This is a genomic window from Jiangella mangrovi, from assembly GCF_014204975.1.
Lineage (GTDB): Bacteria > Actinomycetota > Actinomycetes > Jiangellales > Jiangellaceae > Jiangella > Jiangella mangrovi.
Map to the genome: position 1 here is coordinate 5914793 of NZ_JACHMM010000001.1, position 26669 is coordinate 5941461.

Below are 26669 nucleotides of genomic sequence, written 5' to 3' on the forward strand. Positions count from 1 at the left end.
ATCTCCTCAGTCGCAAGGATTCAGATGTCCGCAGCCAGCACCAGAACACGACGCCGTCGGCTGACGTCGTCGTTGTCCGCATTGACGGCGAGTGCCGTCGCGTTCGGTCTCCTCACGACCGTCCCCGCAGCAGCCGCCGAAAGCCCGAGCGGCCCGCCGCTGACCGATGACGCGATCGAACTGGTCGACCGCACCGAGCAGATCGGCCCCGGCATCACGCTGCGCGAGCTGACCTCGGTGACGCCCACCGGGTGGTACGACCAGCACATTCTCACCGCCGACCTCGCCAACCCTGCCGTCACGAGCGACCTGCTCGCGGGTGAGCACGTGACCGACCGGGCGCCGACGTCGGTGCACGTGAACGAGGTGGGCGCCGTCGCCGGCGTCAATGGCGACTTCTTCGACATCAACAACTCCGGCGCGCCGCTGGGTGCGGAGGTGCGCGACGGCGAGCTGCTGAAGTCCTCGGACTACGGCACCTGGACGCACGTCGGCGTCGGGGCCGACGGCATCGGCCGCGCGGTCGACATGACGCTGGACGCGACGGCGACCTTCGGCGGGACGGCGCACCGCGTGGTCTCGCTGAACGCCTCGAACAACCTCGCCGGCTCCCCCAACGGCGCCATCGTCGCCTACACCGAGAAGTGGGGCTCGTACCGTCGCAGCATCGGCGTCAACGGCGCCACCGACGTCGCGTCCGTGCTCGTCCAGGACGAGAAGGTCGTCTCCGTCGACACCACGACCGCCGGCGAGGGACCGATCCCCAGCGGTGCGTTCGTGCTGGTCGGCCGCGAGGCCGGCGCCGCCGCGATCCGCACCCTGCAGCCGGGTGACCCCGTCACGCTCACCTACGAGCTCAGCGACGAGATCGCCCAGCAGATGACGTTCGTCATCGGCTCCAACCGCGAGCTGGTCCGCGACGGCGTCGCCCGCCCGGACTCCGAGCTCGACAACGACGTCCACCCGCGCACCGTCATCGGGTTCAAGGACGACGGCAGGACCATGATCCTCATGACGAACGACGGGCGGCAGTCGCCGGTCAACGGCATGACGATGCGCGAGCTGGCCCGCTTCATGGTCCGCCTGGGCGCCGAGACCGCCTGGAACCTCGACGGCGGCGGCTCGACCTCCATGGTGGCCCGCCCGCTCGGCGAGGAGGCCGCCACCGTCCGCAACAGCCCGTCCGACGGCGGCGAGCGGCTCGACCCCAACGGCGTCGGCCTGTTCGTGACGCCGGGCAACGGCCGGGCGAAGGAGCTGGTCATCACGCCGGGCGAGGAGGAGGCGCGGGCGTTCCCGGGCCTGCACCGCACGCTCACCGCGAAGGCCGTCGACAACCACCTGACACCGGTCGCCGTCGACCCCGCCGGCGTCCGGTGGCGCAGCAGCGGCGGCAGCTTCGACGGCTCCGTCCTCGAGGTGCCGGCGAACCGGCGCGGGCGCGTCGTCGTCCACGCCACATCGGGCGCGGCGCAGGGCGTCCGGAGCGTCCAGATCCTCGGCGAGCTGAACTCGCTGGAGCTGTCGACGAACCGCATCTCGATCAGCGAGGCAACGCCGCAGAACGCCGTCCAGGTCGCTGTCACGGGCCGCGACGCGCAGGGCTTCGCCGCTCCCGTCGAGCTGGTCGACCTCGACCTCAGCTACGACGAGTCCGTCGTCAGCATCACGCCGTCGGGCACGGGCCTGAAGATCACCCCGCTGACCGCCGGCGGCACCGTCGTCGAGCTGACGGCGGCCGGCCACACCGTGAAGCTGCCGGTCACCGTCGGTGTGCAGACCATCCAGGTGTACGACTTCCAGGACGACTACGCCGCCAACGGCCGCTGGACCCGCAACGGCACCGCCGGCGCGCGCATGGACATCCTGGACGACCCCGAGGGCATCCGCCTGGAGTTCGGCGCCGCCCGCAACAAGGGCATCACCGCCGCCAGCAACGCGAACCGCTGGGTCGAGATCCCCGGCCAGCCGCTGCGCGTCCGGATCAAGATCAAGTCCGACGTGTTCATCCCGAGCGGGCTCACCTACGCCGGCTTCTGGGACGCCGAGGGCACTTCGGTCGGCATCTACGGCAACGGGCTGCAGCCGTCGGACGAGTGGCAGTACGCGACGTTCACCATCCCGTCGACGGCGGTGTTCCCGATCCGCTTCAACTCGTTCCAGGGCATCAACACCGCGGTCGACCAGCAGGTCCCGGGCCGGTTCGTCATCGGCGGCATCGAGGCCGACGTGCCGTCGCAGATCGATCTGCCCGAGCAGGACCCGCTGCGCGCCGACCCGCTGTTCTCGGCCGACGGCCAGGCTCAGCCGGGCGCCGACTGGACCTTCGCCACGCTGTCCGACGTGCAGTTCACCGCGGCCGCGCCCGACCTCACCCAGGTCGCCGTCGCCGCCCTGAACCGCATCCGGGCCGAGGAGCCGGACCTCGTCGTGCTCAACGGCGACATCGTCGACCGCGGCCTCCCGGAGGACATCGCCCTGGCCCGCCGGACGCTCGAGGAGGGCGGCTGCGACCTGATCCCGGTCGGCGAGGAGCCCGCGGCCGAGAGCACGCCCGACCACGGCACCGGCACCATCCCCTGCTACTACGTGCCGGGCAACCACGAGTCCTACGGCGTCAACAACACGCAGGGCACGCTGGCCGCCTGGGAGGCCGAGTTCGGGCAGCCGTTCCGGACCTTCGACCACAAGGGCACCCGGTTCATCCTGCTCAACAGCTCCCTGGGGAGCCTGCGCGGCTCGGACTGGGAACAGCTGCCCATGCTGCAGGTGGCGCTCGAGACCGCGGCCGGCGACGAGTCGATCAGCAACGTCATGGTCTTCGCCCACCACCCGGTCGACGACCCGGCCGAGACCAAGGCCAGCCAGCTCGGCGACCGCATGGAGGTCCGGCTGGTCGAGAAGCTGCTCGCCGACTTCCGCGACGCCAGCGACAAGGGCGCCACGATGGTCGGCTCGCACGCCCAGATCGCCAACGTCCAGCGCCAGGAGGGCGTCCAGTACGTCGTCCACCCGTCGTCGGGCAAGGCGCCGTACGGCACCCCGGATCGCGGCGGCTTCACCGGCTGGATCGAGTGGAGCGTCGACCGCGACGGCTCCGGCGCCCAGCGCTGGCTCAGCGCCGACGTGCGCGCCTTCGCCCAGGAGGTCGTCGTCGAGGCGCCCGAGACGGTCGAGGTCGGCCGCGCGGCCACCGTCGGCGGGCACATCGTCCAGCCCTCCGGCGTGCTGCCGGGCAGCCGGGTCGTCCCGCTCGCCTACCCGATGTCGGTGCACTGGTCCGGCGACGACGGCCTCGCCATCGGCTCCGGCGACGCGGCGGCCCGGCGCGCGCGTTCCGAGGGCCGGGTGGCGATCCTGGACCCGGTGACCCGGCAGCTCATGGGCCTGCGCACCGGCGAGGTGACGCTCGAGGTGACCAACGACTCGATGCGCGCCTACACCGGCGAGGCGTCGCTGGCGCCGGTCACCGGCCGGACGACGGTGCGGGTCGTGGCGGCGGCCGGCGCTGGTGCGCGGGTCGACGCCGACGCCCCGGTGTTCACTGCCGTGGCCGGCACCTCCGGCGAGGCCGGCACCGTCCAGCCGGTCACGCTCACGAACACGGGCGAGCGGCCGCTGGTGGTCTCCGGCCTGACGGTGACGGCGGGCGAGTTCGCGGTGGCCGACGCCGGCGCGTGCACCGACGCACCGATCGCTCCGGGCGCGTCGTGCGACGTGCCGGTCCGGTTCACCCCGGCCGGCACCGGCACCACGGTCGCGGACCTCGTCGTCGAGGGCAACGTCCCCGGCGGCACCGTCGAGGTCGCCCTGACGGGTGCCGCCGTCCGGCCCGTCGTCGTCGACGGCGACCGGCCCGGCCAGGACTGACGGGCGGGGAGCGGGCGGTCCGGCCGTCCGCTCCCCCACCCGTTTGACCTGCGGAAACGGAGAAATCTGAAAAAAGTCTCATCTGGACGTATCTGAGCCGCCCCATCGGGCTCTGTATCTGTGAACGCCGCGAGAGGTCACCAGCCGGCGTTCCGCGGACCAGGGACCTCCGGCCGCGTCGTGCACACCGAGGGGAGGCGGCCGTGGCGGCACCACTCGCACCACGTCGGGCCGCACCCATCCAGCCCGTGCGCGACGGCCTCGCTCCCCTGGAACCGTGGCGGGCTCTTTCGAGAAACCGCGTCGTCGAGATCCTCGCAGCCAGGCGGCGCAGACGTCCACGACGTCTGCTCGTACAACGTCTGTGAAGCCGGGGGGCTGCTGCGATGATCAGCACAACGGGGGGTGACGGGTACGTGGGCAGGGCGTGGTGCGCCGCGCCCGGGGGCACGTGCCCGTCACTGACGGCGATCTACCTGCATCTATACTCTGGGCGGTGGCCGACCTGTCCGTCAGCGAGCTCGTCGAGGCGGCGTCCAGGGGCGATCAGCTCGCCTGGGACCGCCTGGTCGACGATCACGCCTCGCTGGTCTGGGCGGTCGTCCGGAGTCATCGGCTCCACGGCGGCGACGCCGAGGACGCCTTCCAGAGCACCTGGCTGCGGCTGGTCGAGAACCTCGAGCGGCTCGTCCACCCGGATCGGCTGGCCGCCTGGCTGGTCACGACGGCGAAACGCGAATGCCTGCGGCTGCTCCGGCGCGGCGGCACCGAGCTGCCCGACGTCCACATCGCCGACCGCGCCGACGACGCGAGCCCTCCCGCTCCCGGGCCTGCCGAGGCGCTGCTCGCGCACGAAGAGCAGGTCGAGGTCCTCCGGGCCTTCCAGCGGCTCGAGCCACGCTGCCAGGACCTCCTGCGGCTCACCGTGGCCGCGGCCGACCCGCGCTACACCGAGGTCGCCGCGGAGCTCGAGATGCCCGTCGGAAGCATCGGCCCGACGCGGCGACGTTGCATCGAACACCTGCGCCGCCTCATGCACGACCACGAGGACGGCGCCACTGACGATTCCAGCCCGGCCGACGCCCACCGGCGCACCGGCCGGCGCTGAAGGGGGACCCCATGGTTGACGACGACCGCCTGGTCGACCGCCTCCGCGAGGTCATCGAGGCCACCGACCCGCCGCCCCAGCGGCTGATCGAGGTGGCCAAGGCGAGCTTCGCGTGGCGCACGGTCGACGCCGAGCTGGCCGAGCTGATCTCCGACTCCAGCACCGAGCCCGCCCTGGCCGTCCGGTCGGCGGGCGAGGCGCCGCGGCTGCTGACGTTCACGGCCGGCGAGACCGTCGTGGTGCTCGAGGTGACCCGCGAGGGCGGCGCTGCCGGCGCGGCCGGGGAGCACCGCCTCATGGGCCAGATCGTGGCGCCCGGCGCGGCGACGGTCGAGGTGCGGCACTCCGACGGCGTCGTCTCCGTCACCACCGACGCCGACGGCCGGTTCCGCGCCGCCCCCGTCCCCGGCGGCCCCATCTCGGTGAGCTGCCGTTTCGACGACAGCGAGCGCCCGGCCGTCGTGACCAGCTGGGTGAGCATCTGAGCATGAGCGACGTCTCGCCGGCCGGCGAAGAGATCACCACCGGGAAGTCCGGCGCCACCGTCGTCCGCACGGCCGGCACCTACCGCAAGGAGTCCGCCGACGACGACCTCATCGGCGAGGGCGCCCGGCTCATCTGGCTGGCCGCCCATGGCATCCCTGCCGCCGAGGTCCTCGAGTGCGGCCCCGGCCTGCTGGTGACCGCCGAGGTGCCCGGTCGCCCCGCGGCCGGCGACTGGCCGCCCGAGGCCCGCGACCGCGTCGTCGACGCCCTGGCCGAGCTGACGCGTGCGCTGCACGCCCTGCCGGTCGGCGAGTGCCCGTTCGACCGCCGGCTCGCGGTGACGATGCCTGCGGCCTTGTCGGCCGAGGTGGACCTCGACGACCTCGACGACGAGCGCCACGGCTGGACCCGCGACCAGCTGGTCGCCGAGCTGCTGGCCACTCGCCCGGCCTCCGAGGACCTCGTGGTCTGCCACGGCGATCTCGGGACGCTGAACGTCATGGTCGATCCGTCGACGTTCGAGGTGACGGGGGTCGTCGACGCCGGCAGCCTGGGGGTCGCCGACCGCTGGCTCGACCTCGCCATCGCCACCCGGTCGCTCGAGGGCCGGGTCGGCGGCGATGGTGCTTCTGCGCGGTACCTGCGGTCCTATGGGGTCGAGGTCGATGCCGAAAAGCTCACCTTCTACCGGTTGCTGGACGAGTTCTTCTGAGGTTCTGCCGGGGTGATGAGGTGGGCTCGCCTCGCCGTCATCTACCGGTCCGTCGTGGGCGAGTTACTACCGCTATAGCAGTTGTCACTCGCCCACGGCGCGCGTCAGGAGGGAGTTCTCCCCGCTATAGCGAGGAAAAGTCCCTCCCGACACCACCACGGCCGACTTCACTACGACCCCGCACCCGTGGCCAGACTCCCCCGTCCCCCTCATAGCTGCCAGTTCTTAGGCCGCGCGGGTGCGGTCAAGTCCAAGCGCCCCCACCACAGTCCCGCGCAAGCACAGAGCGCGCGGACTTGAGGGCACCCGCGCGGCTTAAGAGAATCGGCAGCAGGGGGACGGGGGGGGAACCCAACCTCAGCCGGCGGCGAAGGGCAGGGGCTCGGCGCCGGCCTCGGCGACCCGGGCGCTGACGGCGGTCATGCGGCGCCGGTGGTGGTGGCGGCAGAGCACCTCGTAACCGACCACGCCGGCGCCGTCGGTGTCGCCGACGACGACCTGCTCGCCCTCGGTGACCATGATGCCGCCGACGGTGCGGGCGTTGTGGGTCGCGCGCCGGCCGCACCAGCACAGCGCCTCGACCTGCAGGGTCTCGACGCGGTCGGCCAGTTCGACCAACCGAGCGGACCCGGGGAACAGCCGGGTGCGGAAGTCGGTGAGGATGCCGAACGCGTACACCGGGACGTCGAGTTCGTCGGCCACCCGGCCGAGGTCGTCGACCTGCTCCGACGTGTAGAACTGGGCCTCGTCGCCGATGACGTAGTCGATGCGCTCCCCCGCCGCCAGCCGGGCCGCCACCACCGACCACAGCTGCGTCGACGGCGACACCTCGACGGCGTCGGCGGACAGGCCGAGGCGGCTGGACACCGTCGCCTCGCCGGCGCGGTCGTGCGAGGTCAGCATGAGCCCGGACAGCCCGCGACGGCGGTGGTTGTAGTCGGTCTGCAGGGCCAGCGTGGACTTGCCGCAGTCCATGGTCCCCGTGAAGAAGTGCAGCTCAGCCAACCGGATCAGGCCTCTCCGACGAGCAGCGGCACCATCAGCTCGTCCTCGCTCAACGCCCCGTGCAGCCCGCGCAGCCGGGTCTCGACGGGGAACACGCTGCGCCGCTCGACCGCGCAGTCGCCGTGCACGTTGGCGACGACGTCGCCGATGCGCTCGGTGACCCGCGACTCGACGGCGCCGAACCAGCTGGCGGCCACGGCCTCGGCGCGGGTCAGCACCTCGGCCCGGTCCGCCAGCACCGACCGCCACGCGTCCCTGACGTCCGCAGCGGCATCCGGCGACACCGTGTACACGTGCCGGAACCGCGCCTCGCCGGCCACCAGCGCCACGCCGTCGCGCAGGGCGGGGACGTCGTCGACGTCGACGCGGCGGTCGGGGTCGACGTCGACCATGCCGTGGTCGGCGGTGACGACGAAGACGGTGCCGGCGGGCAGCTCGTCGTAGAGCTGCTCGGCGAACCGGTCGACCATGGCCAGCTGGTAGCGCCACGCGGGCGAGCGCCAGCCGTGCTGGTGACCGGTGTAGTCGAGGTCGCCGTCGTACACGTAGACCAGCGACGGCGCCGCCCCGGACGACCCCTCGACGGCCGCGGCGACCCGCTGGCCGTAGGAGTTGGCGGCGCGGAACGGCCCGCCCATGGCGGCGCGGGTCAGGCCGGTGTCGCGGAAGCTGCTCTGCCCGATGACGGTGGTCGCGACCCCCGACCGCGCGGCGCGGTCGAACAGCGACGGGTACGGCTGGTAGGTCGACGGGTCGAGCGGCGGGTCCCACTTGAGCGCGTTGAAGATCCCGTCGCCGCCCGGCACCCGCGAGGTGTAGCCGACGATGCCGTGCTTGCCCGGCGGGAGGCCGGTGCCCAGGCTGGTCAGGCTGGTCGCGGTGGTGGTGGGGGTGCCGACGGTGATGGCGCGGCCGGCCAGCGACGCCAGGAACGGCGCCTGCGCGGGGTGGGCGCGCAGCAGGTTCCAGCCGAGCGCGTCGACCAGCAGCACGCAGTAGCGGCGCGCCGGCGGCAGCCCGAGCACGTCGACCTCGCCGTTGACCCCCAGCGCGGCCAGGACGGACGGCAGCAGGTCAGCGAGTGCCGCCTCGCCGTAACGGGGAAGGGGCACCGCTCACCGCACGCTGATGGTGGCGGCGGACAGGGCCCGGGCGAAGGTCAGGAGGTCGCGGACCCGGCCGCTGCCGTCGCCGGCCTCGCTGACCCGCAGCGTGAAGTCGTCGGAGGTCAGGGCGCCGGTGTAGCCGTGGTCGGCCTCGCAGTCGGGGTCGCCACACGTGGCCGGCTCGAGGTCGATGCGGCTCATGGCGCCCCAGCCGACGGTGAGGACGACGTCGAGCGCGGGCGTGCCCGTGCGGTACGCGGCCGGCGACGTGACCGTGCGGCTCACGACCACCGACGTGACGCGGTCGAGCGGCACCGCCTCGGTGGACGTGGTGGCGTACGGCACGTCGTGGGTGTCGTCGGAGGGGTACTCGTCGGTATGGCCGACGATGAGCCTCGTGGGGGTGAGGACCAGCACGCTCACGTGCCGTCGCAGTTCGTCGCGGTCGAAGTGCGGCTCGTGGTGCACCACGTAGGAGTCGACCGCCTCGCCGGCCAGCGAGGTCTCGAGCATGTCCGCGACGAGGTCCGGGTAGTACCCGGCCTCCTGGATGGCCAGGCGAAGGCCCTCACGCGTCCCTGTGTCCGCCATTCCTCCATCCTCGCACGCTCGTGGTGCCTAGCGTCACGGCAGGCGCCGGGTATACCAGTCCTGTCGTCCGGCCGGCGCCGCCACCCTGGCCGAACCGTTGACGACGGCCACCCCCGACTCGCCGGCGAGCACCGGGTCGAGCTCGACGGAGCGGATCTCCGGTACGTCGTCGACCAGCCGCGACATGCGGTGGACCAGGTCTTCGACGGCCCCCAGGTCGGCCATGATGCCACCCTGGTAGCCCATGAGTAAGGCGGCCGCCTTCACCTCGCGCACCATCTCCGCGGCGTCGCGGTCGGTCAGCGGCGGGATGCGGTACGAGCGGTCCCCCAGCAGCTCCGACGCCACTCCCGACACGCCGAACGACACCACCGGGCCGAACAGGGGGTCCTCCCAGGCGCGGACGGCGACCGGCACGCCGCCGGGGGCCATGGGCTGCACGACGAAGCCGGCCTCGGCGGGGTCGGTGAGCGTGCGCGTCATGGTGGTCCAGGCGTCGCGCATCTCCCACTGGGTGTCGATGTGGCGCCAGACGGCCGCGAGGTCGGGACGGTGCCGCAGCCGCGGCGACGTCGCCTTGAGGACCACCTCGCCGCCCAGCTCGTCCAGCGCCGCCAGCGCGGCGTCGACCGTCGCCACCGGGATCATCGGCAGGAGGTCGACCCCGTAGGCGGCCAGCAGCTCGCGCAGTTCTCCAGGTCCGAGCTCGACTCCGTCGGGCCTCGACTCCCCCGGTGCACCGGCAGGCGACGCCGTCGTGCTCAGCACCCGCCGCACCAGCTTCCCGGCCGCCGCGGGATCGCGGCCCTCGAGCCGCGGCACCCGGCCGTGGCTGCGCCGTCGCCACTCCGCGTACGCGGTGGCGTGGCCGAGCGCCCGGGCGGCTTCTTCGGGCGACGGGTACGACGGCACCGCCCCCGGCCCGCGGACGCCCCGTCGGCCCTGGAACGTCGTGACGACGGGCTTGCCCGCCGCGGCCGCCACCTCCTCCAGCGCCCCCGCGACGTCGTCGTCGCCGGGCGCATCGACGGCCGGGGCGTAGACGACCAGGACGGAGCTGACGGCGGGCTCGTCGACGAACGCCCGCAGCGCCTTGCGGTAGTCGTCGGCCGTCGCCCCGGCCCCGAAGCCGACGGGATCGCCGTAGACGTCCAGGCCGGCGCTGACGGCGGCGTCGGCGGCCAGCAGGCACAGCGCCCCGGAGTTGCCCATGACGGCGACCGTGCGGCCCCTGGGCAGCGGCTGGTACGCCAGCAGCTGGGCGACGTCGAACATCTCGGGGATGGTGTCGACCAGGATGACGCCGGACTGGCGGAACATGGCGTCCAGCGCATCGGCGGGCGCCTCGATGGCCCGGACGGTGTGCCCCAGCGGCACGCCCTGGGTCGACCGGCCGCTCTTCACCGCGACGACGGGCTTGACCTCGGCCACGGCGCGCGAGAGCCGCGAGAACTTGCGCGGGTTGCCCAGCGACTCGAGGTACAGCAGCACCACCTCGGTGGCGGGGTCGTCGCGCCAGTACTGCAGCAGGTCGTTGCCGGACACGTCGGCGCGGTTGCCGGCCGACACGAACGTCGACACGCCCAGGCCGCGGGCGGCGCCGTCGCCCAGGATGGCCGAGCCCAGGGCGCCGGACTGAGCGAAGAACCCGACCCGCCCGGCCGGAGGCAACGTGGTGGCCAGCGACGCGTTCAGCGAGTAGGCGGGGTCGGTGTTGACGATGCCCAGGCAGTTCGGCCCGACGATGCGCATGCCGTGCGCCCGCGCGAGGCGCACCAGCTCGGCCTGCCGGGACCGCCCGACCGGCTCGCCCGTCTCGGCGAACCCCGACGACACGACGACCAGCCCGCGCACGCCCTTGGCGGCGCAGTCGAGGACGACCTCGGCGACGGCGTCGGCCGGGACGGCGACCAGCGCGAGGTCGACCTCGCCGGGGACGTCGCGGACGCTCTTGTAGGCCGGCAGCCCGGTGATGGCCGTCGCCTCGCGGTTGACGGCGTAGACCGGGCCGGTGAACCCGCCGAGCACGAGGTTGCGCACCAGCGTCTGGCCGATCTTCTCGCGCCATCGACTGGCACCGATGACCGCGACCGACCGCGGGGTCAGCAGCCGCTCGATGGAGCGCGCCTCGGCCCGGTGCTCGCGGGCGGCCATGACCTCGAGCGAGCTGCCGGTGGGCGCGATCTCGAACTCGACGTGGACGACGCCGTCCTCGTAGCGGTTGTCGACGGTGTAGCCGGCGTCGGCGAAGACGTCGATCATCTTGTGGTTCGCGGGCAGGATGTCGGCGACGAACCGGCGCACGCCGCGCTCGCGGGCCGCCTGGGCCAGGTGCTCGAGCAGCACGCTGCCCACGCCGCGGCCCTGGTGCTCGTCCTCGACCAGGAACGACACCTCGGCGTCGGCGCGGCTGAGCCGCTCGTACCGGCCGACGGCGATCATGTCGTTGCCGACCAGCAGGATCAGCGCGACCCGGTCGCTGTGATCGACGTTCGTGAATCTCTCGACGTCGCGGCTGGTCAGCGTCGGGTAGGGGGCGAAGAAGCGGTAGTACTTCGACCGGTCGCTCACGCGCGCGTAGAACTGGACGAGGCGGTCGGCGTCGGCCGCGGCGATGGGCCGCAGGTGCGCCGTGGCACCGTCGGACAGCACGACATCGGCCTCCCAGTGCGCCGGATAGACCGCCGTCTCGTCCACGGTCACCCAGGCTAGCGGCCGGGACCGTCACGACGCCGGGTGTCGGGGCGCGGATAGGGTCCCGTGTCATGCGCTTCGGACTGGTCGGCACCGGACACTGGGCCCGGGTGGCCCACGCCCCCGCGATCGCGGCGACGGAGGGCGTGACGTTCTCGGGGGTCTGGGGCCGCGACCCCGGCCGGACGGCGGCCATCGCCGGCGAGTTCGGCGTCCGGCCCTATGCCACCTTCGAGGACCTCCTGGGCGACGTCGACGCCGTCCAGTTCTCGGTCCCTCCGGACGTGCAGGCCCGGTACGCGACGGCGGCGGCCGCGGCCGGGAAGCACCTGCTGCTGGAGAAGCCCATCGCGCTGGACGCCGCCGGCGGGCGGGCGCTCGTCGACGCCGCCGACGCCTCCGGGGTCGCCTCGGTGGTGTTCTTCACGCACCTGTTCCGGCCCGAGACGCGGGCCTGGCTGGCCGAGCTCGCCGCCGCGGCCGAGGAGCACCCGTGGGAGGGCGGCGTGGCGCTCGCTCTGGGCACCGTGCAGCGCGAAGAGGGCGACTTCTCGACGCCGTGGCGGCTCGAGCACGGCGGCCTGTGGGACCTCGCCCCGCACGCCCTCTCCGTCCTCGTGAGCGTCCTCGGGCCGGTGGAGTCCGTCGCGGCCCACGAGGACCCGCTCGGCGCCGTCCACCTCGTCCTGGGGCACCGTGGCGGCGCGTCCAGCACGGCCACCGTCTCGCAGAACGTCCCGTCGGCCGCCGCCGTCTCCTACTCGCGCGTGTGGGGCGGCGCCGGACACGCCGTCGCGCCAGCGCCCGAGACTCCCGTCGTCGAGGCCCTGAGCAGGGCCGTCACCGAGCTGACCCAGGCCGCCGCGCCGGGCGCCGCGGCCCATCCGCAGAGCGTGGCCTTCGGTGCGCGGATCCTGGACGTCCTCGTCCGGGCCCAGGAGCACCTCGATTCGGCGCGACACAACGGACAAATGTCGCCGTGATGAACGCGTTCGTGACCGCCTCCTCGTATCGTGTCCCGCAAGCGAACTCGTGTCGACAAGTCGCCCCGAAATACGGGCCAAACCTTGACATGATCGTCATTTCCCGGAAAGAGTGCACGTCGTACGAAGTCTCCGACAGGAGCGGGGGGTATGTGGCGCTTCGACTCGGTGTTGACAACTGAATCGCGCGCGCAAGGCCTCCACCCTCCTCGCGCAATCCGTCCCGATGAAGGTCCGTGACCCGGCCGGCACTGGGACGAATCGCACGAGGAACGCGTCATTCACGCACCATCCGCAGGATCCGCAGAGAGGAGCGCAAATGCGCTACCGCAAGATCGCCCTGACGGCTGCTGCCGCCGGTCTCATGGCCGTCGGTTTCGCTGCGCCGTCCCAGGCCGCACTGACCACGTTCTGTGACGGTGTCGCAGCTGACGTCACCGTCCCCGGTGACCTGGTTGTCGCCGCCGGCAAGTCGTGCGAGCTGACCAACGTCGTCATCAACGGCAACGTGACCGTTCGCAACGACGCCAACCTGCTGCTCGACGGCTCGACCGTCAACGGCAACGTTCGCGTCAACTCGAACGGCTTCGCGGACGTCGTGGGCACGTCGGTCACCGGCACGACGACCCTCGTCGCGGCGTACGGTACGTACGCCGAGGACAGCACGCTGGGCAACAACGTGACCGCCACCGACTCCGGGTTCTTCTACTCGGTCGGTTCGGACCACGCCCGCAGCGTCACCTCCACGAACGGTGAGACCTTCATCGAGAGTGGCTGGGTCACCCGCAACCTCGCCACCACCGGCGACACGCTGACCGACGTCTACGACACCGTCATCGAGGGCACCTACTCCGTGACCGGTGCAGAGCAGGGCGGCGTTCTGTGCCTGTCCGAGGTCGACGGCGACGCGTCGTTCAGCGGCAGCGGCGAGATCATCCAGATCGGCGCCTCCGCCCCGCTGACCGGCTGCGGCTACAACGCCTTCGGCGGCAACCTGAGCATCACCGGCAACAGCGCTGACGTGTACGTGTCCGACAACGTCATCCGCGGCGACTTCACCGCCTCGGACAACACGGGCACGTCGGTCATCGAGAACAACCGCGTTCGCGGCGAGGACAACTCCGGCGCGTCGGCCGCTCGTGCGGCCCTGCGTTCGGCGACCCCGTCCGACGTGGCGGCGGACCGCAAGGCTGAGGCTCGCGCCGACGCCGAGGCTCGCTCCGAGGTCGCGTCCGACGCGGCCGAGGCTGCTGGCCCCGCGTTCAGCTGAACCGGCTCTAGCCGATAGCTGACAACGGCGGCGGGTGGCCCCTTCACGGGGGTCATCCGCCGCCGTCGTTCTTCTCGCGCGTGCTCTCAGGCGATTCTCACCTCGGGCGGGCAGACTGAGGGCATGCGAGTTCTAGTCGTCGACGACGATCCCGGCGTGCGAGAGTCGCTGCGCCGGTCGCTGGCGTTCAACGGCTACCAGGTCGAGCTGGCGTCCGACGGCGAAGAGGCGTTGCGCGCCATCAGCGACGACGCGCCCGACGCCGTCGTCCTCGACATCATGATGCCGCGCCTCGACGGCCTCGCCACGTGCCGCGCGCTGCGGGCCGCCGGCAGCGACCTGCCGATCCTCATGCTGACCGCGCGCGACGAGGTGTCCGACCGCGTGTCCGGGCTCGACGCCGGCGCCGACGACTACCTGCCCAAGCCGTTCGCCCTCGAGGAGCTGCTGGCGCGGCTGCGCGCCCTGCTGCGCCGCGCCGCCCCGGCCACCGACCCCGCGGCAGAGCGGCAGCTGCGCATGGGCGACCTCGCGCTGGACCCCGTCACCCGCGACGTCACCCGCGGCGCCCGCGCCATCCGGCTCACCCGGACGGAGTTCTCCCTGCTCGAGCTGCTGCTGCGGCACCCGCGCCAGGTGCTCACGCGCGACCGCATCCTCGAGGAGGTCTGGGGCTACGACTTCCCGACCACGGCGAACTCGCTCGAGGTCTACGTCGGCTACCTGCGCCGCAAGACCGAGGAGCAGGGCGAGCCGCGGCTCATCCACACCGTCCGCGGGGTCGGCTACGTCGCCCGCGAGGATCCGCCGTGACCAGCGACGCCGCCCGGCGCACCTGGTCGCCGTCGAACATCGTCCCGCCGCTGCCGCCGCCCCCGGAGGCGCTCGTCACCGGCAACCCCGGCGCCGGTCCCCCGCCACCCCCGCCGCCGGCCGGCCCGCCGTCGTCCGGGGGCTTCGCGTCGCGCCTGTCGCTGCGCACCCGGGTCGGGGCGCTGGCGGCGCTGGGCGTCGGCCTGGCCGTCACGCTGACCGCGTTGGCCGCGTACCTCACCGTGTCGTCGCAGCTGCGCTCGTCGGTCGACGCCAACCTGCTCGACCGCGCCACCCAGGCCGTCGAGACGCCGTTCGGCGACCCCGCCCAGCTGGTGAACCAGCCGGCCGAGGCGATCCTGGCCGCCGACCTGCGCATCGCACTGCTGCGCCAGGACGGCCAGCCGTTCTCCGCCGACCAGCGCAGCACGCCGCCCATGGGCAGCGCCGAGCTCGCCGTCGCCCGAGGCGCCGAGCCCGAGAGCGTCCGCACGCTGAGCCTCGACGGCGAGCGTTACCGCGTCGTCGCCGTCCCCGCCGGCAACGACCCACGGGGCTTCGAGTACGCGCTGGTGCTCGCCCAGCCGACCGCGCAGACCGATCAGGTGCTCGACCGGCTGCGACTGGTGTCGTTCATCGCCGGCGGCGTCGGCATCATTCTCGCGACGTGGGCCGGGCTGTCCATCGCGCGGGCCGGGCTGCGCCCCGTCCGCCAGCTCACCCAGGCCGCCGAGCACGTCGCCGCCACCGGCCAGCTCGAGCCCATCGAGGTCACCGGCAGCGACGAGATCGCCCGGCTGGCGCACGCGTTCAACGCCATGCTGGCCGCGCTGCAGGAGGCCCGGCTGCGGCAGTCGCGTCTGGTCGCCGACGCCGGGCACGAGCTGCGCACGCCGCTGACCAGCATGCGCACCAACCTCGACCTGCTCGCCCAGAGCGACGCCGGGGGCGGGTCCGGCGGCGGGCTGGCTGCGTCGGACCGCGCGCAGCTGATCGCCGACACCCGGGCCCAGGCCGTCGAGCTGTCCACGCTCGTCGGCGACCTCGTCGAGCTCTCCCGCGAGGACCCACCGGCCGCGTCGCGCGAGCAGCTCGACCTCGCCGACGTCGTCCGCGACGCGCTCAGCCGGGTGCGCCGCCGGGCGCCGGGCGTCGCGTTCTCCGCCGACCTCGACAGCTGGTTCGTCCAGGGCGACGCCACCCAGCTCGGCCGCGCCGCCACGAACCTGCTCGACAACGCCGCCAAGTTCAGCCCGCCGCACGGCACCGTCACCGTCACCCTGCACGACGGCGCCCTCGACGTCTGCGACGAGGGCCCCGGCATCGACGACGTCGACCTCCCGCGCGTGTTCGACCGCTTCTACCGGTCGTCCGAGGCGCGGGGGCTGCCGGGCTCCGGGCTGGGGCTGGCCATCGTCAAGGCGGCGGCCGAGCGTCACGGCGGCAGCGTCGAGGCCGGCCGGGCCCCGTCGGGCGGCGCACGCTTGACGATGCGGGTCCCCGGCTCTTCTTCGGCTGCTCTTGACTGACTCTCAGCCTGCTCTCAGACGCGCGCGGCACCGTGGAGACATGGACGACGTGACCCGCAACAACCCCGGTGAGCCCCAGGGCCCGGGAACCACCACGACGCTTCCGGCCGCTCCCGTGCCCCCGCCGCCCGCGGGGACCCCGGCCGGCACCGCCCCGACCCAGACGCCCGCGCAGACTCCGGGCGACCCGGCCGCCGCGCCTCGGGCCGGCTGGTCGACACCGCCGCCCGCCGGCCACCACGCCGGCCCGCAGGCCACCGACCCGCACGCGACCACCCAGCTCCCGACCGACGCGGGCGCCGCGGCCGGCTCGCCGCCGCCGCACCTGCCGCCGACCGAGCACGGCCGGGCCCCCGAGCCGAAGCGCCGCCGGGCCCCGCTGGTCCTCGCCGGCGTCCTGCTCGGCGCGGTCGTCGGAGGCGCCGCGGGTGCGGGCGTCGTCGCGTATGTGAACGACGACGACGGCAACGGCTCCAGCCCGGTGTCGCGCAGCGACCTCAGCAACTCCTCGAACGGCAGCGGCCAGCAGGCCTCCAACGCGACCGGCGTCCAGGCCGTCGCCGCCGACGTGCTGCCCAGCGTCGTGTCGATCACGGCGCAGAGCCAGTTCGGCCAGGCCGGCGGCACCGGCGTCATCATCTCGTCCGACGGCGAGATCGTGACGAACAACCACGTGGTCGAGGGCGCCGGCCAGGGCGGCTCCGTCCAGGTGACCTTCCAGGACGGCACCACCGCGAACGCCGAGGTCGTCGGCACCGACCCGCTCACCGACCTCGCCGTCATCAAGGCGCAGGACGTGTCCGGCCTGCAGGCGGCCGAGCTCGGCAACTCCGGCGACCTCGCCGTCGGCCAGCAGGTCGTCGCGATCGGCTCGCCGCTCGGCCTCGACGGCACCGTCACCAGTGGCATCGTCTCCGCGCTGGACCGGCCCATGGCCGCCAGCAGCGAGGGCCAGCCGCAGGGCGGCGTCAACTCCGTCATCGACGCCATCCAGACCGACGCCCCGATCAACCCCGGCAACTCCGGCGGGCCGCTGGTCAACATGGACGGCCAGGTGGTCGGCATCAACAGCGCCATCCTCACCACCGGCAGCGGCAACGGCTCCATCGGGCTGGGCTTCTCCATCCCGATCGACCAGGCCAAGCCGATCATCGACGAGCTGCGCCAGGGCCAGCAGCCCACGCACGCGCAGATCGGCGTCGGCGTCGGCGACCCGCAGGGCGGCGACGTCCGCGGCGCGCTGATCGCCTCGGTCAACGCGGGCAGCGCCGGCGACGACGCCGGCCTACAGGAGGGCGACATCGTCACTCACGTCGGCGACCGTGTGATCACCGACGCCACCTCCCTGATCGCGGCCGTCAGGTCGCACCGTCCCGGCGACGAGATCGAACTGACCTATGTGCGCGACGGCCAGGACCACACCACCACGGTGACCCTGGGCAGCGACGCACAGACCAGCTGAGCCACGCCGTCGTCCGGGAAAGGACGCCCCCAGAGCGCCTGGTGCGTGTGCTCTGGGGGCGTCCCCGTATGTTCGGCCGGGTGTTTGTCGGTGGCAGGCGGCAGACTGGGGACGTGCTGCTGAAGGACGTCGCCGACACCTCCGCCGCCGTCGCCGGGGTGTCCGGCCGGCTCGCGAAGACCGACCTGCTCGCCGGCTGCCTGCGCCGGGCCGAGCCCGCCGAGGCCGAGGTCGTCGCCAGCTACCTCGCGGGCGAGCTGCGCCAGCGCCGCACCGGGCTGGGCTACGCGTCGCTGCGCGACATGCCGCCGCCCGCCTCCGAGGCCTCGCTGCAGGTGCTCGAGGTCGACGCCGCGTTCGCCGCGCTGGCCGAGCTGTCCGGCAAGGGGTCCACGGCGGCGCGGCGCGAGCGCTTCCGCGAGCTGCTGGCCCGGGCCACGGCGTCCGAGCAGCGGCTGCTGGCCGGGCTGGTCTCGGGCGAGCTGCGTCAGGGCGCCCTCGACGGCGTCCTCACCGAGGCCGTCGCCCGCGCGTCCGAGGTGCCCGCCACCGACGTGCGCCGCGCGGTCACCGTCGCCGGTGCTCTGGTGCCCGTGGCGGCCGCCGTGCTGGCGTCCGGGGCCGAGGGGCTGGCCCGGTTCCGGCTGACCGTGGGGTCGCCGCTGCGGCCCATGCTGGCCTCCCCCGCGCCCGACATCGCCGAGGCGCTCGGGCGCACCGGCGAGGCCGCGGTCGAGTGGAAGCTCGACGGCGTCCGGGTCCAGATCCACCGCGACGGCTCCGACGTCGCCGTGTTCACCCGCACGCTCGACGACATCACCGCCAACGTCCCCGAGCTCGTCGAGGCCGTGCTGGCGCTCCCGGTCCGCTCGGCGGTGCTCGACGGCGAGACCATCGCGCTCGACCAGTCCGGCCGGCCGCTGCCGTTCCAGCGCACCGGCTCCCGCGTCAGCAGCCGCGTCGACGTCGCGACGGCGCGGGCCAAGGTGCCGCTGTCGCTGTTCGTCTTCGACGCCCTGCACCTCGACGGCGCCGACCTCATCGGCCTGCCCGGCACCGACCGCTGGGCCGCGCTGTCCGCCGTCGTCCCCTCATCGGCCCGGGTACCGCGCCTGGTGACCGCGTCGGTCGACGAGGCGCAGGCCTTCTTCGACGACGCCGTCGCCCAGGGTCACGAGGGTGTCATCGTCAAGGGCCTCGACGTCCCCTACGAGGCGGGGCGGCGCGGTTCGGGGTGGCTGAAGGTGAAGCCCCGGCACACCCTCGACCTCGCCATCCTGGCCGCCGAATGGGGCCACGGACGGCGGCAGGGCTGGCTGTCCAACCTGCACCTGGGCGCACTCGACCCCGCGGGCGCCTACGGCCCGGCAGGCGGCTGGGTGATGCTCGGCAAGACGTTCAAGGGGCTGACGGACACGATGCTGACCTGGCAGACGCAGGAGCTGCAGGCGCTGGCGACCGGGCCCACCGACGGCTGGGTCGTGCACGTGCGGCCCGAGCTCCTGGTCGAGATCGCCTTCGACGGCGTCCAGACCTCGCCGCGCTATCCGGCGGGGGTGGCGCTACGGTTCGCCCGGGTACTGAGGCACCGCCCCGACAAACCCGCCGCCGAGGCCGACACCATCGACTCGGTGCTGGCCATCCGCGGCCCCCTCCCCGCCTGACCTCTCTCGAAATGACCACGTTCACCACCCGATTCCCTGCCTCACCAGGCCTGCAGACCTCGTGAAGCGCGAGAACGCCTGGTGCTGCGCGACGGGCAACCGCTGACCCGCATCCCGCCCTGGAAACCGGCGGACGCTCGGGAAACCGGCGGTTGGCAGCCACATCGGGCCCGCAAGCGCCGGATTCCCGAGCGTGAGCCGGATTGCGAGGCGTCACCACCACCGCCAACGGCCGACGTGGCCGCACCCCAGCGGAACCACCTGCCGAACACCCCAGCGGAACCGCCAGCGGCCAGCGGAACAGGAGCAGCGCGGGTCTGAGGGCCCGACCCACGTCAGCACCCCACCGCAGAACCTCAGCGACCCCCGCTGATCCCCCGGTGCGCCTGCGCCAGCCGCTCCATGCCGTCGGCCAGCACCTCGACGCCGGTGTGGTCCGACGACCGCAGCAGCAACCCGGCGGCCTCCCACAAGGCCGTCTGGACCGCGCTGGAGGTCTGCCCATCGGTGCCGGCGGACGCGGCCGTCTCGAGGCCCGTCGTCGCGTCGACGAGGCGGGACCAGGAGGTCGGCGCGTAGCGGCCGGTGACGACGCGGACCCGCTCGCCCTCTTTGAGGACGGCGTCGCGTTCGCGGTCGAACAAGTATTGCCCCAGAGCGGCCCCACCGGCGGCGCCGCCACCCAGGCCGACCAGGAAGCCCACGATCGCCCCGATGACGCCCAGCCCGAGCACCAGGGCCAGCACGATGAGCAGCACGGCGCCGATGGCGGCGCCGGCGATGGCGGGGACGAGCTGGTGTCGGCGCAGCCCGACGCCGACCACCTGGAACATGGGCGCCGGCTGGCTGAGCGCCTCGGCCACGCGGTCACGCAGCGGCTGGTCGTTCACCCCAGGGCGCAGCACGGCGAAGGTCTCGGGGACCGCCTGGCCGGAGGTCGCGGCGTGCGAGGGCCGGCCGGACGTCCACCGGACCGCGCCCCACGGCCGCTTCTCGACGACGTTGGGCAACCACGACCCGCGCTTCGCCTTGAGGCGGTCGACGATCTCTTGCTGCTGCTCCCAGGCCTGCGACCACTCCCACTCCTTCATCGCGCTCAGCGGGTGCGGTCGGCTCATCTCGATCTTCTCTCCATCGTGATCACCAGGGTGGATTGTGCGCCCGTCCCCCGAACGAGACTGTTCGAAGCCTACCCAACCCATGACCAAGATCACGGGGCCATTCGGACATAAATGCCTGATCTCGCCCTCTCGGCTCGCGGGCGAACACCCGGCATGCTACGCCCGGCCCGATCCGCCGTGGCAGCGGCGGCTACCGTGGTGGTGTGTACCGGTTCCTGCTGACGCCTCGCTGGCTCCTCCTGCACGCCGTGGCGGTGGCGGCGGTGGCGGGGTGCCTGGTGCTCGGCTGGTGGCAGGCGGGCGTGTACCAGGACAGCCACGGACGCCACGAGCTGCGCGACCGCGAGCCGGTCGCCGTCACCGAGCTGGCCTCCCCCGGCGCCGAGCTGGGCGACGGCGCCGACCGGCAGGCGGTCGCGACCGGCGAGTACCTGTCCGGCGGGCAGCAGATCGTTCCCGGGCGGGTGCACGACGGCACGCTCGGCTCGTTCGTCGTCACGCCGCTGCGGACCGACGACGGCATGATCGTGCCGGTGCTGCGCGGCTGGGTCGACGACGCCGACGACGCGGGACAGCCCGCTCTCACCGTCCCCCAAGGCGAGGTCACCGTCACCGGCTACCTGCTGGCGCCCGAGACGCCGGACCACGCCACCGTCCGCACCGGGCAGGAACTCGAGGACGGCCGCGTTGCCTACATTGCGCCGGACCAGCTGGCGCAGCGGGCCGGCGTGCCCGCGGCCGAGGCGCTGCACGGCTACCTGCTGCTCGAGGCCGAGTCGCCGCAGCCGGCCGCCGCCCCGGCGGTGCTCGACGTCGACTCCGTCGCACCCATTCGCGACGTCAGCCCGTGGCAGAACCTCTCCTACTGGGCCCAGTGGTGGGTGTTCGCCCTGGCCGCGGTGATCTTCTGGGCGTCGATCGTCCGCAACGGCATCCGGGTCCGCCGCCGGGAGCAGAACGAGCAGGGCGAGCCGACCGACGACGGCGTCAGCGCACCCGCTCCGTCTCACGCGCCTTCCTGACCACGAACCGCTCGGCGAAGAACGACGCGAACGGCACCGTCCCGGCCAGGGCGATGAGGATCGCCCAGCTCGCCTTCCAGCCGCGCTGGTGCACGAGCAGCCCGGTGGCCACGAGGTAGATCACGTACAGCCAGCCGTGGATCGGCGAGACCGTGCGGCTCATGGTCGCATCGCCGGGCGGGCCGTAGCGGACGAAGATCGCCACGCAGAGGATCAGCAGGACCACACCGGTGAGGTAGGCCATCACGCGGTAGAAGGGCAGAGCATCTCGACGCACCACGTGAGCCTAACCCCCGACGTCAGAGCCCCAGCAGCCGGTACGCCTCGACGACGCCGGTCTTGCCCTTGACCTCCAGGCCCTCGACCGCCTCGGTGCGTGCGCCGGAGAGTTGCCGGGCGGTCTCGGCGCCGATGAGCACGCCGCCGACGGGTGCGGCGCTCTCGAGCCGGGCGGCGAGGTTGACGGTGTCGCCGATGACGGTGAACGTGCGCCCGCCGGCGGTGCCGAGGATGCCGACGGCGACCTCGCCGGTGTTGACGCCGACCCGGAACCGGGGCCAGCCGGGGTTGCGAGCCGCCACCGTCGCCGTCGCCTCCTGGATCGCCAGCGCCGCCGCGGCCGCTCGCCGCGCATGGTCGGGCTGGTCGCCGTCGCGGTTGAAGGTCACCATGAGCGCGTCGCCGACGAGGCGGTCGACGGTGCCGCCGTACTGCTCGACGACGGGTGGGATGGCGATGGTGAAGTACTCGTTGAGCATCTCGGTGACGTCCTGCGGGCGGGTGCGCTCGGAGAACGACGTGAAGCCCTGCAGGTCGGCGAAGAGCACGCTGAGCTCGCGCGACCCCTTGGCGGTGTCGCCGAGGTAGAGGCCGGCGAAGCGCTCCTCGTACCACTGCCGGTGCGCGCTGAACGCGACCAGCGCGAACGCCGCCAGCATCAGCAGGTGCCACTCCCACCAGCTGGCGTGCCAGTTGCGCCCGAGCGCCACCGCCAGCGACGCCTCGGCCAGCAGCACGAACGCCGCGGCCATGGCCATCAGCAGCATCACCGAACCGGGGTGGCTGGGCAGCCGCAGGTACTGGACGACGGCGAACAGGTACAGCAGCATGGCGACCACGGCGAGCCAGACCAGCGGCCCGGACGCCCGCTCCGGCGGCGCGGGGTCGTCCAGCGGCGCCAGCCCGCCCACCGACGCCGCGCCCCACAGCACCATGACGGCGATCAGGCCGCCGCGGATCAGGCCGGAGCGCCGCATGACCGACTGCGCCCGGCCGCGGGCCAGCTCCGTCGCCGATGCCGCCGCGAACACCGACGCCACCAGCAACCCCACCGGCGTCGCCAGCGCGAACCCGGCGTTGGGCGCGTCGAGCAGCACCCCGGGCGTCGCCAGCGCGTGCAGCCCCAGGAACCCGGCGGCCGCCAGGAACGCCAGCGAGACGAGGAAGACGCGCGCGTCGTTGCGGCGACGTGCGGCCGTCCCCGTCGCGTAGGCCAGCGCCATGCTCAGAGCGGCCGCCCCGAGCACCAGCCAGAAGTGCGCCGGATGGTGCTGCCACATGACGTCCCAGTCCGGCACCACGAGCAGAACGACGAGCCCGGCGACCGGCAGCGTCAGCAACAACGCCGTCGTCGCGAGGCGCGAGCCCGGGGCGACGGCGTGGGCGGGCGGGTCCGCGGGCGTCTCCGTCACGGCCGGTCCGGTGAAGCGGCGGCGGCGAGCCACTGGTGCACCTGCGCGATGACGACCGACCCCTCGCCGACCGCGGACGCGACCCGCTTGACCGAGCGGCGGCGGACGTCGCCGACGGCGAACACGCCCGGCACGCAGGTCTCGAGCATGAGCGGCTGGCGCTCGAGCGGCCAGCGCCGCGCGGCGTGGCTCTCCATGACGTCGGGGCCGGTGAACAGGTAGCCCCACTGGTCGCGCTCGATCCGCTCGGGCAGCCAGGCGGTGTGCGGCTCGGCGCCGATGAGCAGGAACAGCCCGGTCGCGGGTTCGGTCCAGCTCTCCCCCGAGTCGCGGTCACGCAGCTCGACCCAGGCCAGCCGGCCGGAGCCGCCGCCGTCGACGACCTCGGTGCGCAGTCGCACCCGGACGCCGGCCGCGTCGATGGAGTCGATGAGGTACTGCGACATGCTGTCGGCCAGCGACGCGCCGCGGACCAGCAGCGTGACGGAGCTCGCATAGCGCGACAGGTGCATGGCGGCCTGCCCGGCCGAGTTGCCGCCGCCGACGACGAACACCGGCTCGCCCGCCAGCGCCCGCGCCTCGGACACCGACGCGCCGTAGAAGACGCCGGCGCCCTCGAACGCCTCGAGCGACGGCACGCCCATGCGCCGATAGCTGACGCCGGTGGCCAGCACGACGGCGCGGGCCCGGGCCTGCTGCCCGTCGGCGGCCGTCAGGACGTGCACGCCGTCGGCGGACTTCAGGTCGACCAGCTCGCGCATGAGCAGGAACGACGTGCCGAAGACCCAGGCCTGCTGGTAGGCGCGCTGGGCCAGCTCGGCACCGCTGATGCCGCGGGCGAAACCGAGGTAGTTGCGGATCAGCGAGCTGGACCCGGCCTGGCCGCCGATGGACTCGCGCTCGACCACCAGCGTCCGCAGCCCCTCCGACGACGCGTAGACGGCGGCCGCGAGCCCGGCCGGACCGGCGCCGACGACGATGACGTCGAAGTCGGTCTTGGCGCCCAGCGTCGTGGTGACCCCGTAGGCGTCGGCGACCTGCGTGTTGGTCGGGTCGACCAGCGCCCGGCCGTCGTGCAGGAGCATCACCGGCGCCGTCGTGCCCTCGAGACCGGCCTCGGCGAGCGCCGTCCGGCCTTCTTCGGTGTCGTGGGCGTGGAACTGGTGCTGGACGCCGTTGCGGACCAGCAGGCTGCGCAGCTCGTGGGCGCGCGGCGACCAGCGCTCCGCGACGACCGTCACCTCGCGCGGCGCCGCCGACACCGACCGCTCCCACTCGAGCAGGAACTCGGTGACGGTGCGGTGGAAGTACTCGTCCGGCGAGCGCCACGGCCGCAACGCGTAGTAGTCGATCTTGCCGAGCGCGATCAGCCGGTGGATGGCGTCGGCGGTCTCGCGGTCGGCCCACGCGCCCCAGTCGACGACGAGGGCGCGCTTGGCCTCCGGGTACAGCTCCTTGACCTGCCCGAAGACGGCGTCGGCGGCGTCGACGTGCTCGGGCGGACGATCGCAGAGGACGAGCGCGACCTGCAGGCCGCGGTCGTGCAACGATTCCAGCGTCGTCAGCCCGGCCTCGCCGGTGCGCTCGTCGACGACGTCGTAGTCGCCGCCATAACGCCGTCGCAACTGGTCGGCGATGCGATCCTGGCCGGTCGTGTGATGCTCGTGCTCGATGACCACCAGCACCGGTCGCCGTTGGTCCGGCCGCCCGGATGGAGCCACGCGCACACCTCCCCCCGAAGGTGGCGGCCGGCCGTGCCCGTGGCCGGTCGCATGCTGGCGAGTCTACGGCCGTGGTGGGGAGAATAGCGGGGTGGCGCCGGTCCGAGTCCGCGAGACGATCGTCATTCCCGACGACGAGCTGTCCTGGCGGTTCTCGCGGTCCAGCGGGCCCGGCGGGCAGGGCGTCAACACGACCGACTCGCGGGTGGAACTGTCCTTCTCGATCGTGGACTCGCGGGTGCTGTCGCCGACCGCGCGGGCGCGGCTGCTCGAGCGGCTCGCGCACCGGCTGGTCGACGGCGTGCTGACGGTGGTCGCGTCGGAGCACCGGTCGCAGCTGCGCAACCGCGAGGCGGCACAGGACCGACTGGCCGCCCTGCTGAACGACGCCCTGCGACCTCCCCCGCCGCCACGCCGCCCGACGAAGCCGTCGCGCCGGGCCCAGGCCCGCCGCGTCGAGGCGAAGAAGAGACAGGGCGAGACCAAGCGCCTGCGCCGCCGTCCCGACGACGGCTGACGCCGCCCCGGTCGACGTGTGATCGACGCTGACTGTCAGTGCCCGCCCGTAGGGTGGGCCCCCTCCCAACCGGGCGGGGACCACACTCCAGCCGGCACGCAGAAGCCGAGCTGGGACACGCCGGACTCACGCCTGCCGAGGCTGGGCGTCGATCCGCCGCGACCACACAAGGCTCATCGCGCCTTGGCACGTCTGAGCGTCGTGCTTGGCACGGCTGAGCGTCGTTGACGTGCCCGGAATGTCCGCATTCAAACGACGCTCAGGCGTGCCAAGCCACATCCGGCCGGCAGCCGGGCGACTACGCGCTGAGGCTGGGCTTGATGGCGACCAGCCGGCCGAGCAGGCCGTTGACGAACGTCGGCGACTGGTCGGTCGAGAGGTCGCGGGCCAGCGAGACCGCCTCGTCGAGCGCCACCGGGTCGGGGACGTCGTCGCGGTAGAGGACCTCGTAGACGCCGATGCGCAGGACGTTGCGGTCGACGGCCGGCATCCGCTCGAGTGTCCAGCCCTCGGCGTAGGTCGCGATGAGCTCGTCGATGCGGTCGCGGTGCGCGATGACGCCCTCGACCAGCTGGACGGTGTACTCGTTCAGCGGCTCCCCGGCGGTCGCGGCAGCCATGCGGTGCGACAGCGTGGCGCCGAGGGTGAGCCCGCGCATCTCGGACTCGTACAGGATGTCGAGCGCGCGCTTGCGGGCACGGCTCCGTGCAGGCATGGCCCGGCGCCCGTCAGCCCGCGCGACCGAGGTACGAGCCGTCGCGGGTGTCGACCTTGACCTTCTCGCCGCTGGTGATGAAGAGCGGGACCTGGATCTCGTAGCCGGTCTCGAGGCGGGCCGGCTTGTTGCCGCCGGTGGAGCGGTCGCCCTGCAGGCCGGGCTCGGTGTACTCGATGGTGAGCACGACCGACGCCGGGAGCTCGACGAACAGCGGGGTGCCGTCGTGCAGGCCGACGTTGGCGTCCTGGTTCTCGAGCATGAAGTTCTCGGCCCCGCCGACGACGCCCGAGGAGATGTGGATCTGCTCGTACGACTGGGTGTCCATGAACACGAAGTCGTCGGCGTCGCGGTACAGGTAGGTCATCTCGCGGCGGTCGACGTTGGCGGTCTCGACCTTGACGCCGGCGTTGAACGTCTTGTCGACCACCTTGCCGGACAGGACGTTCTTCAGCTTGGTACGGACGAACGCGCCGCCCTTGCCGGGCTTGACGTGCTGGAACTCCACCACGCTCCACAGCTGCCCGTCGATGTTCAGCACGATGCCGTTCTTGAGGTCGTTGGTCGTCGCCACGTCGTTCGATGCCTT

Annotated in this window: 22 protein-coding genes; 12 read left to right on the plus strand and 10 right to left on the minus strand. The window is 73.1% G+C overall.

Annotated features, from left to right (window positions below):
• The first annotated feature begins 24 nt into the window (after positions 1-24).
• From HD601_RS27445 to HD601_RS27460, 4 genes are all read left to right on the plus strand, one after another.
• Entirely contained in the window at positions 25-3870 is a 3846-nt protein-coding gene (locus HD601_RS27445) for a phosphodiester glycosidase family protein (RefSeq protein WP_184827344.1), read from the plus strand.
• A 496-nt stretch (positions 3871-4366) separates the two neighbouring features.
• Positions 4367-4978 (plus strand): sigma-70 family RNA polymerase sigma factor, encoded by a 612-nt coding sequence (locus HD601_RS27450; protein WP_221441354.1) that lies wholly within the window; start codon positions 4367-4369, stop codon positions 4976-4978.
• Positions 4979-4989: 11 nt separating this feature from the next.
• Positions 4990-5463: a carboxypeptidase-like regulatory domain-containing protein gene (locus HD601_RS27455; RefSeq protein WP_184827346.1), complete on the plus strand. Its 474-nt coding sequence runs from the start codon at positions 4990-4992 to the stop codon at positions 5461-5463.
• A gap of 2 nt (positions 5464-5465) precedes the next feature.
• Complete coding sequence (locus HD601_RS27460; RefSeq protein WP_184827348.1) at positions 5466-6176, plus strand: APH(3') family aminoglycoside O-phosphotransferase; 711 nt, start codon at positions 5466-5468, stop codon at positions 6174-6176.
• Between the two features lie 357 nt (positions 6177-6533).
• Here the strand turns inward: HD601_RS27460 and HD601_RS27465 are convergent, their stop codons facing one another.
• The 4 genes from HD601_RS27465 to HD601_RS27480 are packed head-to-tail and all read right to left on the minus strand — an operon-like array spanning position 6534 to position 11575.
• Complete coding sequence (locus tag HD601_RS27465) at positions 6534-7181, minus strand: thymidine kinase (RefSeq protein ID WP_184827350.1); 648 nt, start codon at positions 7179-7181, stop codon at positions 6534-6536.
• 5 nt (positions 7182-7186) lie between these two features.
• Entirely contained in the window at positions 7187-8293 is a 1107-nt protein-coding gene (locus HD601_RS27470; protein WP_184827353.1) for an alkaline phosphatase family protein, read from the minus strand.
• Positions 8294-8296: 3 nt separating this feature from the next.
• Positions 8297-8878 (minus strand): DUF5998 family protein, encoded by a 582-nt coding sequence (locus HD601_RS27475; protein WP_184827355.1) that lies wholly within the window; start codon positions 8876-8878, stop codon positions 8297-8299.
• A gap of 33 nt (positions 8879-8911) precedes the next feature.
• Positions 8912-11575 carry a GNAT family N-acetyltransferase gene (locus HD601_RS27480; RefSeq protein ID WP_221441355.1) on the minus strand — a complete coding sequence of 888 codons (2664 nt, stop codon included), beginning with the start codon at positions 11573-11575 and terminating at the stop codon, positions 8912-8914.
• Positions 11576-11643: 68 nt separating this feature from the next.
• Here HD601_RS27480 and HD601_RS27485 point away from each other — a divergent pair, with 68 nt between their 5' ends.
• The 6 genes from HD601_RS27485 (at position 11644) to HD601_RS27510 (ending at position 19293) form a co-directional block, all read left to right on the plus strand.
• Positions 11644-12555, plus strand: coding sequence for a Gfo/Idh/MocA family protein (locus HD601_RS27485; RefSeq protein WP_184827359.1), 912 nt, complete (start codon positions 11644-11646; stop codon positions 12553-12555).
• Between the two features lie 319 nt (positions 12556-12874).
• Positions 12875-13825, plus strand: coding sequence for a hypothetical protein (locus HD601_RS27490; RefSeq protein ID WP_184827361.1), 951 nt, complete (start codon positions 12875-12877; stop codon positions 13823-13825).
• Positions 13826-13948: 123 nt separating this feature from the next.
• Positions 13949-14638 carry a response regulator transcription factor gene (locus tag HD601_RS27495; RefSeq protein WP_184827363.1) on the plus strand — a complete coding sequence of 230 codons (690 nt, stop codon included), beginning with the start codon at positions 13949-13951 and terminating at the stop codon, positions 14636-14638.
• A complete protein-coding gene (locus HD601_RS27500; RefSeq protein WP_221441356.1) occupies positions 14635-16167 on the plus strand; it encodes an ATP-binding protein in 1533 nt (510 codons plus the stop codon). The genes HD601_RS27495 and HD601_RS27500 overlap by 4 nt, the downstream gene beginning before the upstream one ends.
• A 40-nt stretch (positions 16168-16207) precedes the next feature.
• On the plus strand, positions 16208-17629 hold the full coding sequence (locus HD601_RS27505; RefSeq protein ID WP_221441357.1) for a S1C family serine protease: 1422 nt from the start codon (positions 16208-16210) through the stop codon (positions 17627-17629).
• A 113-nt stretch (positions 17630-17742) separates the two neighbouring features.
• Entirely contained in the window at positions 17743-19293 is a 1551-nt protein-coding gene (locus HD601_RS27510) for an ATP-dependent DNA ligase (RefSeq protein ID WP_184827365.1), read from the plus strand.
• Positions 19294-19649: 356 nt separating this feature from the next.
• On the opposite strand, the gene HD601_RS27515 is transcribed toward HD601_RS27510, so the two are convergent.
• Positions 19650-20411 carry a hypothetical protein gene (locus HD601_RS27515; RefSeq protein ID WP_184827367.1) on the minus strand — a complete coding sequence of 254 codons (762 nt, stop codon included), beginning with the start codon at positions 20409-20411 and terminating at the stop codon, positions 19650-19652.
• A 206-nt stretch (positions 20412-20617) separates the two neighbouring features.
• Here HD601_RS27515 and HD601_RS27520 point away from each other — a divergent pair, with 206 nt between their 5' ends.
• Entirely contained in the window at positions 20618-21436 is an 819-nt protein-coding gene (locus HD601_RS27520; protein ID WP_184827369.1) for an SURF1 family cytochrome oxidase biogenesis protein, read from the plus strand.
• On the opposite strand, the gene HD601_RS27525 is transcribed toward HD601_RS27520, so the two are convergent.
• Genes HD601_RS27525 through HD601_RS36065 form a run of 3 tightly spaced genes read right to left on the minus strand, consistent with a single transcriptional unit; the run spans position 21402 to position 24848 of the window.
• On the minus strand, positions 21402-21713 hold the full coding sequence (locus HD601_RS27525) for a DUF3817 domain-containing protein (protein ID WP_221441358.1): 312 nt from the start codon (positions 21711-21713) through the stop codon (positions 21402-21404). The genes HD601_RS27520 and HD601_RS27525 overlap by 35 nt on opposite strands.
• Positions 21714-21735: 22 nt before the next feature.
• The gene (locus tag HD601_RS36060; RefSeq protein ID WP_184827371.1) at positions 21736-23127 is read right to left on the minus strand and encodes an adenylate/guanylate cyclase domain-containing protein; all 1392 of its coding nucleotides are present in this window, start codon (positions 23125-23127) and stop codon (positions 21736-21738) included.
• Positions 23124-24848 (minus strand): NAD(P)/FAD-dependent oxidoreductase, encoded by a 1725-nt coding sequence (locus HD601_RS36065; protein WP_343076456.1) that lies wholly within the window; start codon positions 24846-24848, stop codon positions 23124-23126. The genes HD601_RS36060 and HD601_RS36065 overlap by 4 nt, the downstream gene beginning before the upstream one ends.
• A gap of 91 nt (positions 24849-24939) precedes the next feature.
• On the opposite strand from HD601_RS36065, the gene arfB reads away from it, so the two are divergent.
• Positions 24940-25365 carry an alternative ribosome rescue aminoacyl-tRNA hydrolase ArfB gene (gene arfB / locus HD601_RS27540; RefSeq protein WP_221441359.1) on the plus strand — a complete coding sequence of 142 codons (426 nt, stop codon included), beginning with the start codon at positions 24940-24942 and terminating at the stop codon, positions 25363-25365.
• A gap of 298 nt (positions 25366-25663) precedes the next feature.
• Here arfB and nusB read toward each other — a convergent pair whose 3' ends face one another.
• Positions 25664-26080, minus strand: coding sequence for a transcription antitermination factor NusB (nusB, locus tag HD601_RS27545; RefSeq protein ID WP_184827374.1), 417 nt, complete (start codon positions 26078-26080; stop codon positions 25664-25666).
• A gap of 13 nt (positions 26081-26093) precedes the next feature.
• Complete coding sequence (gene efp / locus HD601_RS27550; RefSeq protein ID WP_184827376.1) at positions 26094-26654, minus strand: elongation factor P; 561 nt, start codon at positions 26652-26654, stop codon at positions 26094-26096.
• Between the last annotated feature and the right edge of the window lie 15 nt (positions 26655-26669).

Excerpts from the sequence above, each read along its gene's own strand:
- HD601_RS27490 (WP_184827361.1), top strand. The coding sequence starts at position 12,875 with ATGCGCTACCGCAAGATCGCCCTGACGGCTGCTGCCGCCGGTCTCATG.
- HD601_RS27475 (WP_184827355.1), bottom strand. The coding sequence starts at position 8,878 with ATGGCGGACACAGGGACGCGTGAGGGCCTTCGCCTGGCCATCCAGGAG.
- HD601_RS27485 (WP_184827359.1), top strand. The coding sequence starts at position 11,644 with ATGCGCTTCGGACTGGTCGGCACCGGACACTGGGCCCGGGTGGCCCAC.
- HD601_RS27515 (WP_184827367.1), bottom strand. The coding sequence starts at position 20,411 with ATGAGCCGACCGCACCCGCTGAGCGCGATGAAGGAGTGGGAGTGGTCG.
- HD601_RS27495 (WP_184827363.1), top strand. The coding sequence starts at position 13,949 with ATGCGAGTTCTAGTCGTCGACGACGATCCCGGCGTGCGAGAGTCGCTG.
- HD601_RS27505 (WP_221441357.1), top strand. The coding sequence starts at position 16,208 with ATGGACGACGTGACCCGCAACAACCCCGGTGAGCCCCAGGGCCCGGGA.
- HD601_RS27455 (WP_184827346.1), top strand. The coding sequence starts at position 4,990 with ATGGTTGACGACGACCGCCTGGTCGACCGCCTCCGCGAGGTCATCGAG.
- HD601_RS27445 (WP_184827344.1), top strand. The coding sequence starts at position 25 with ATGTCCGCAGCCAGCACCAGAACACGACGCCGTCGGCTGACGTCGTCG.
- HD601_RS27460 (WP_184827348.1), top strand. The coding sequence starts at position 5,466 with ATGAGCGACGTCTCGCCGGCCGGCGAAGAGATCACCACCGGGAAGTCC.
- nusB (WP_184827374.1), bottom strand. The coding sequence starts at position 26,080 with ATGCCTGCACGGAGCCGTGCCCGCAAGCGCGCGCTCGACATCCTGTAC.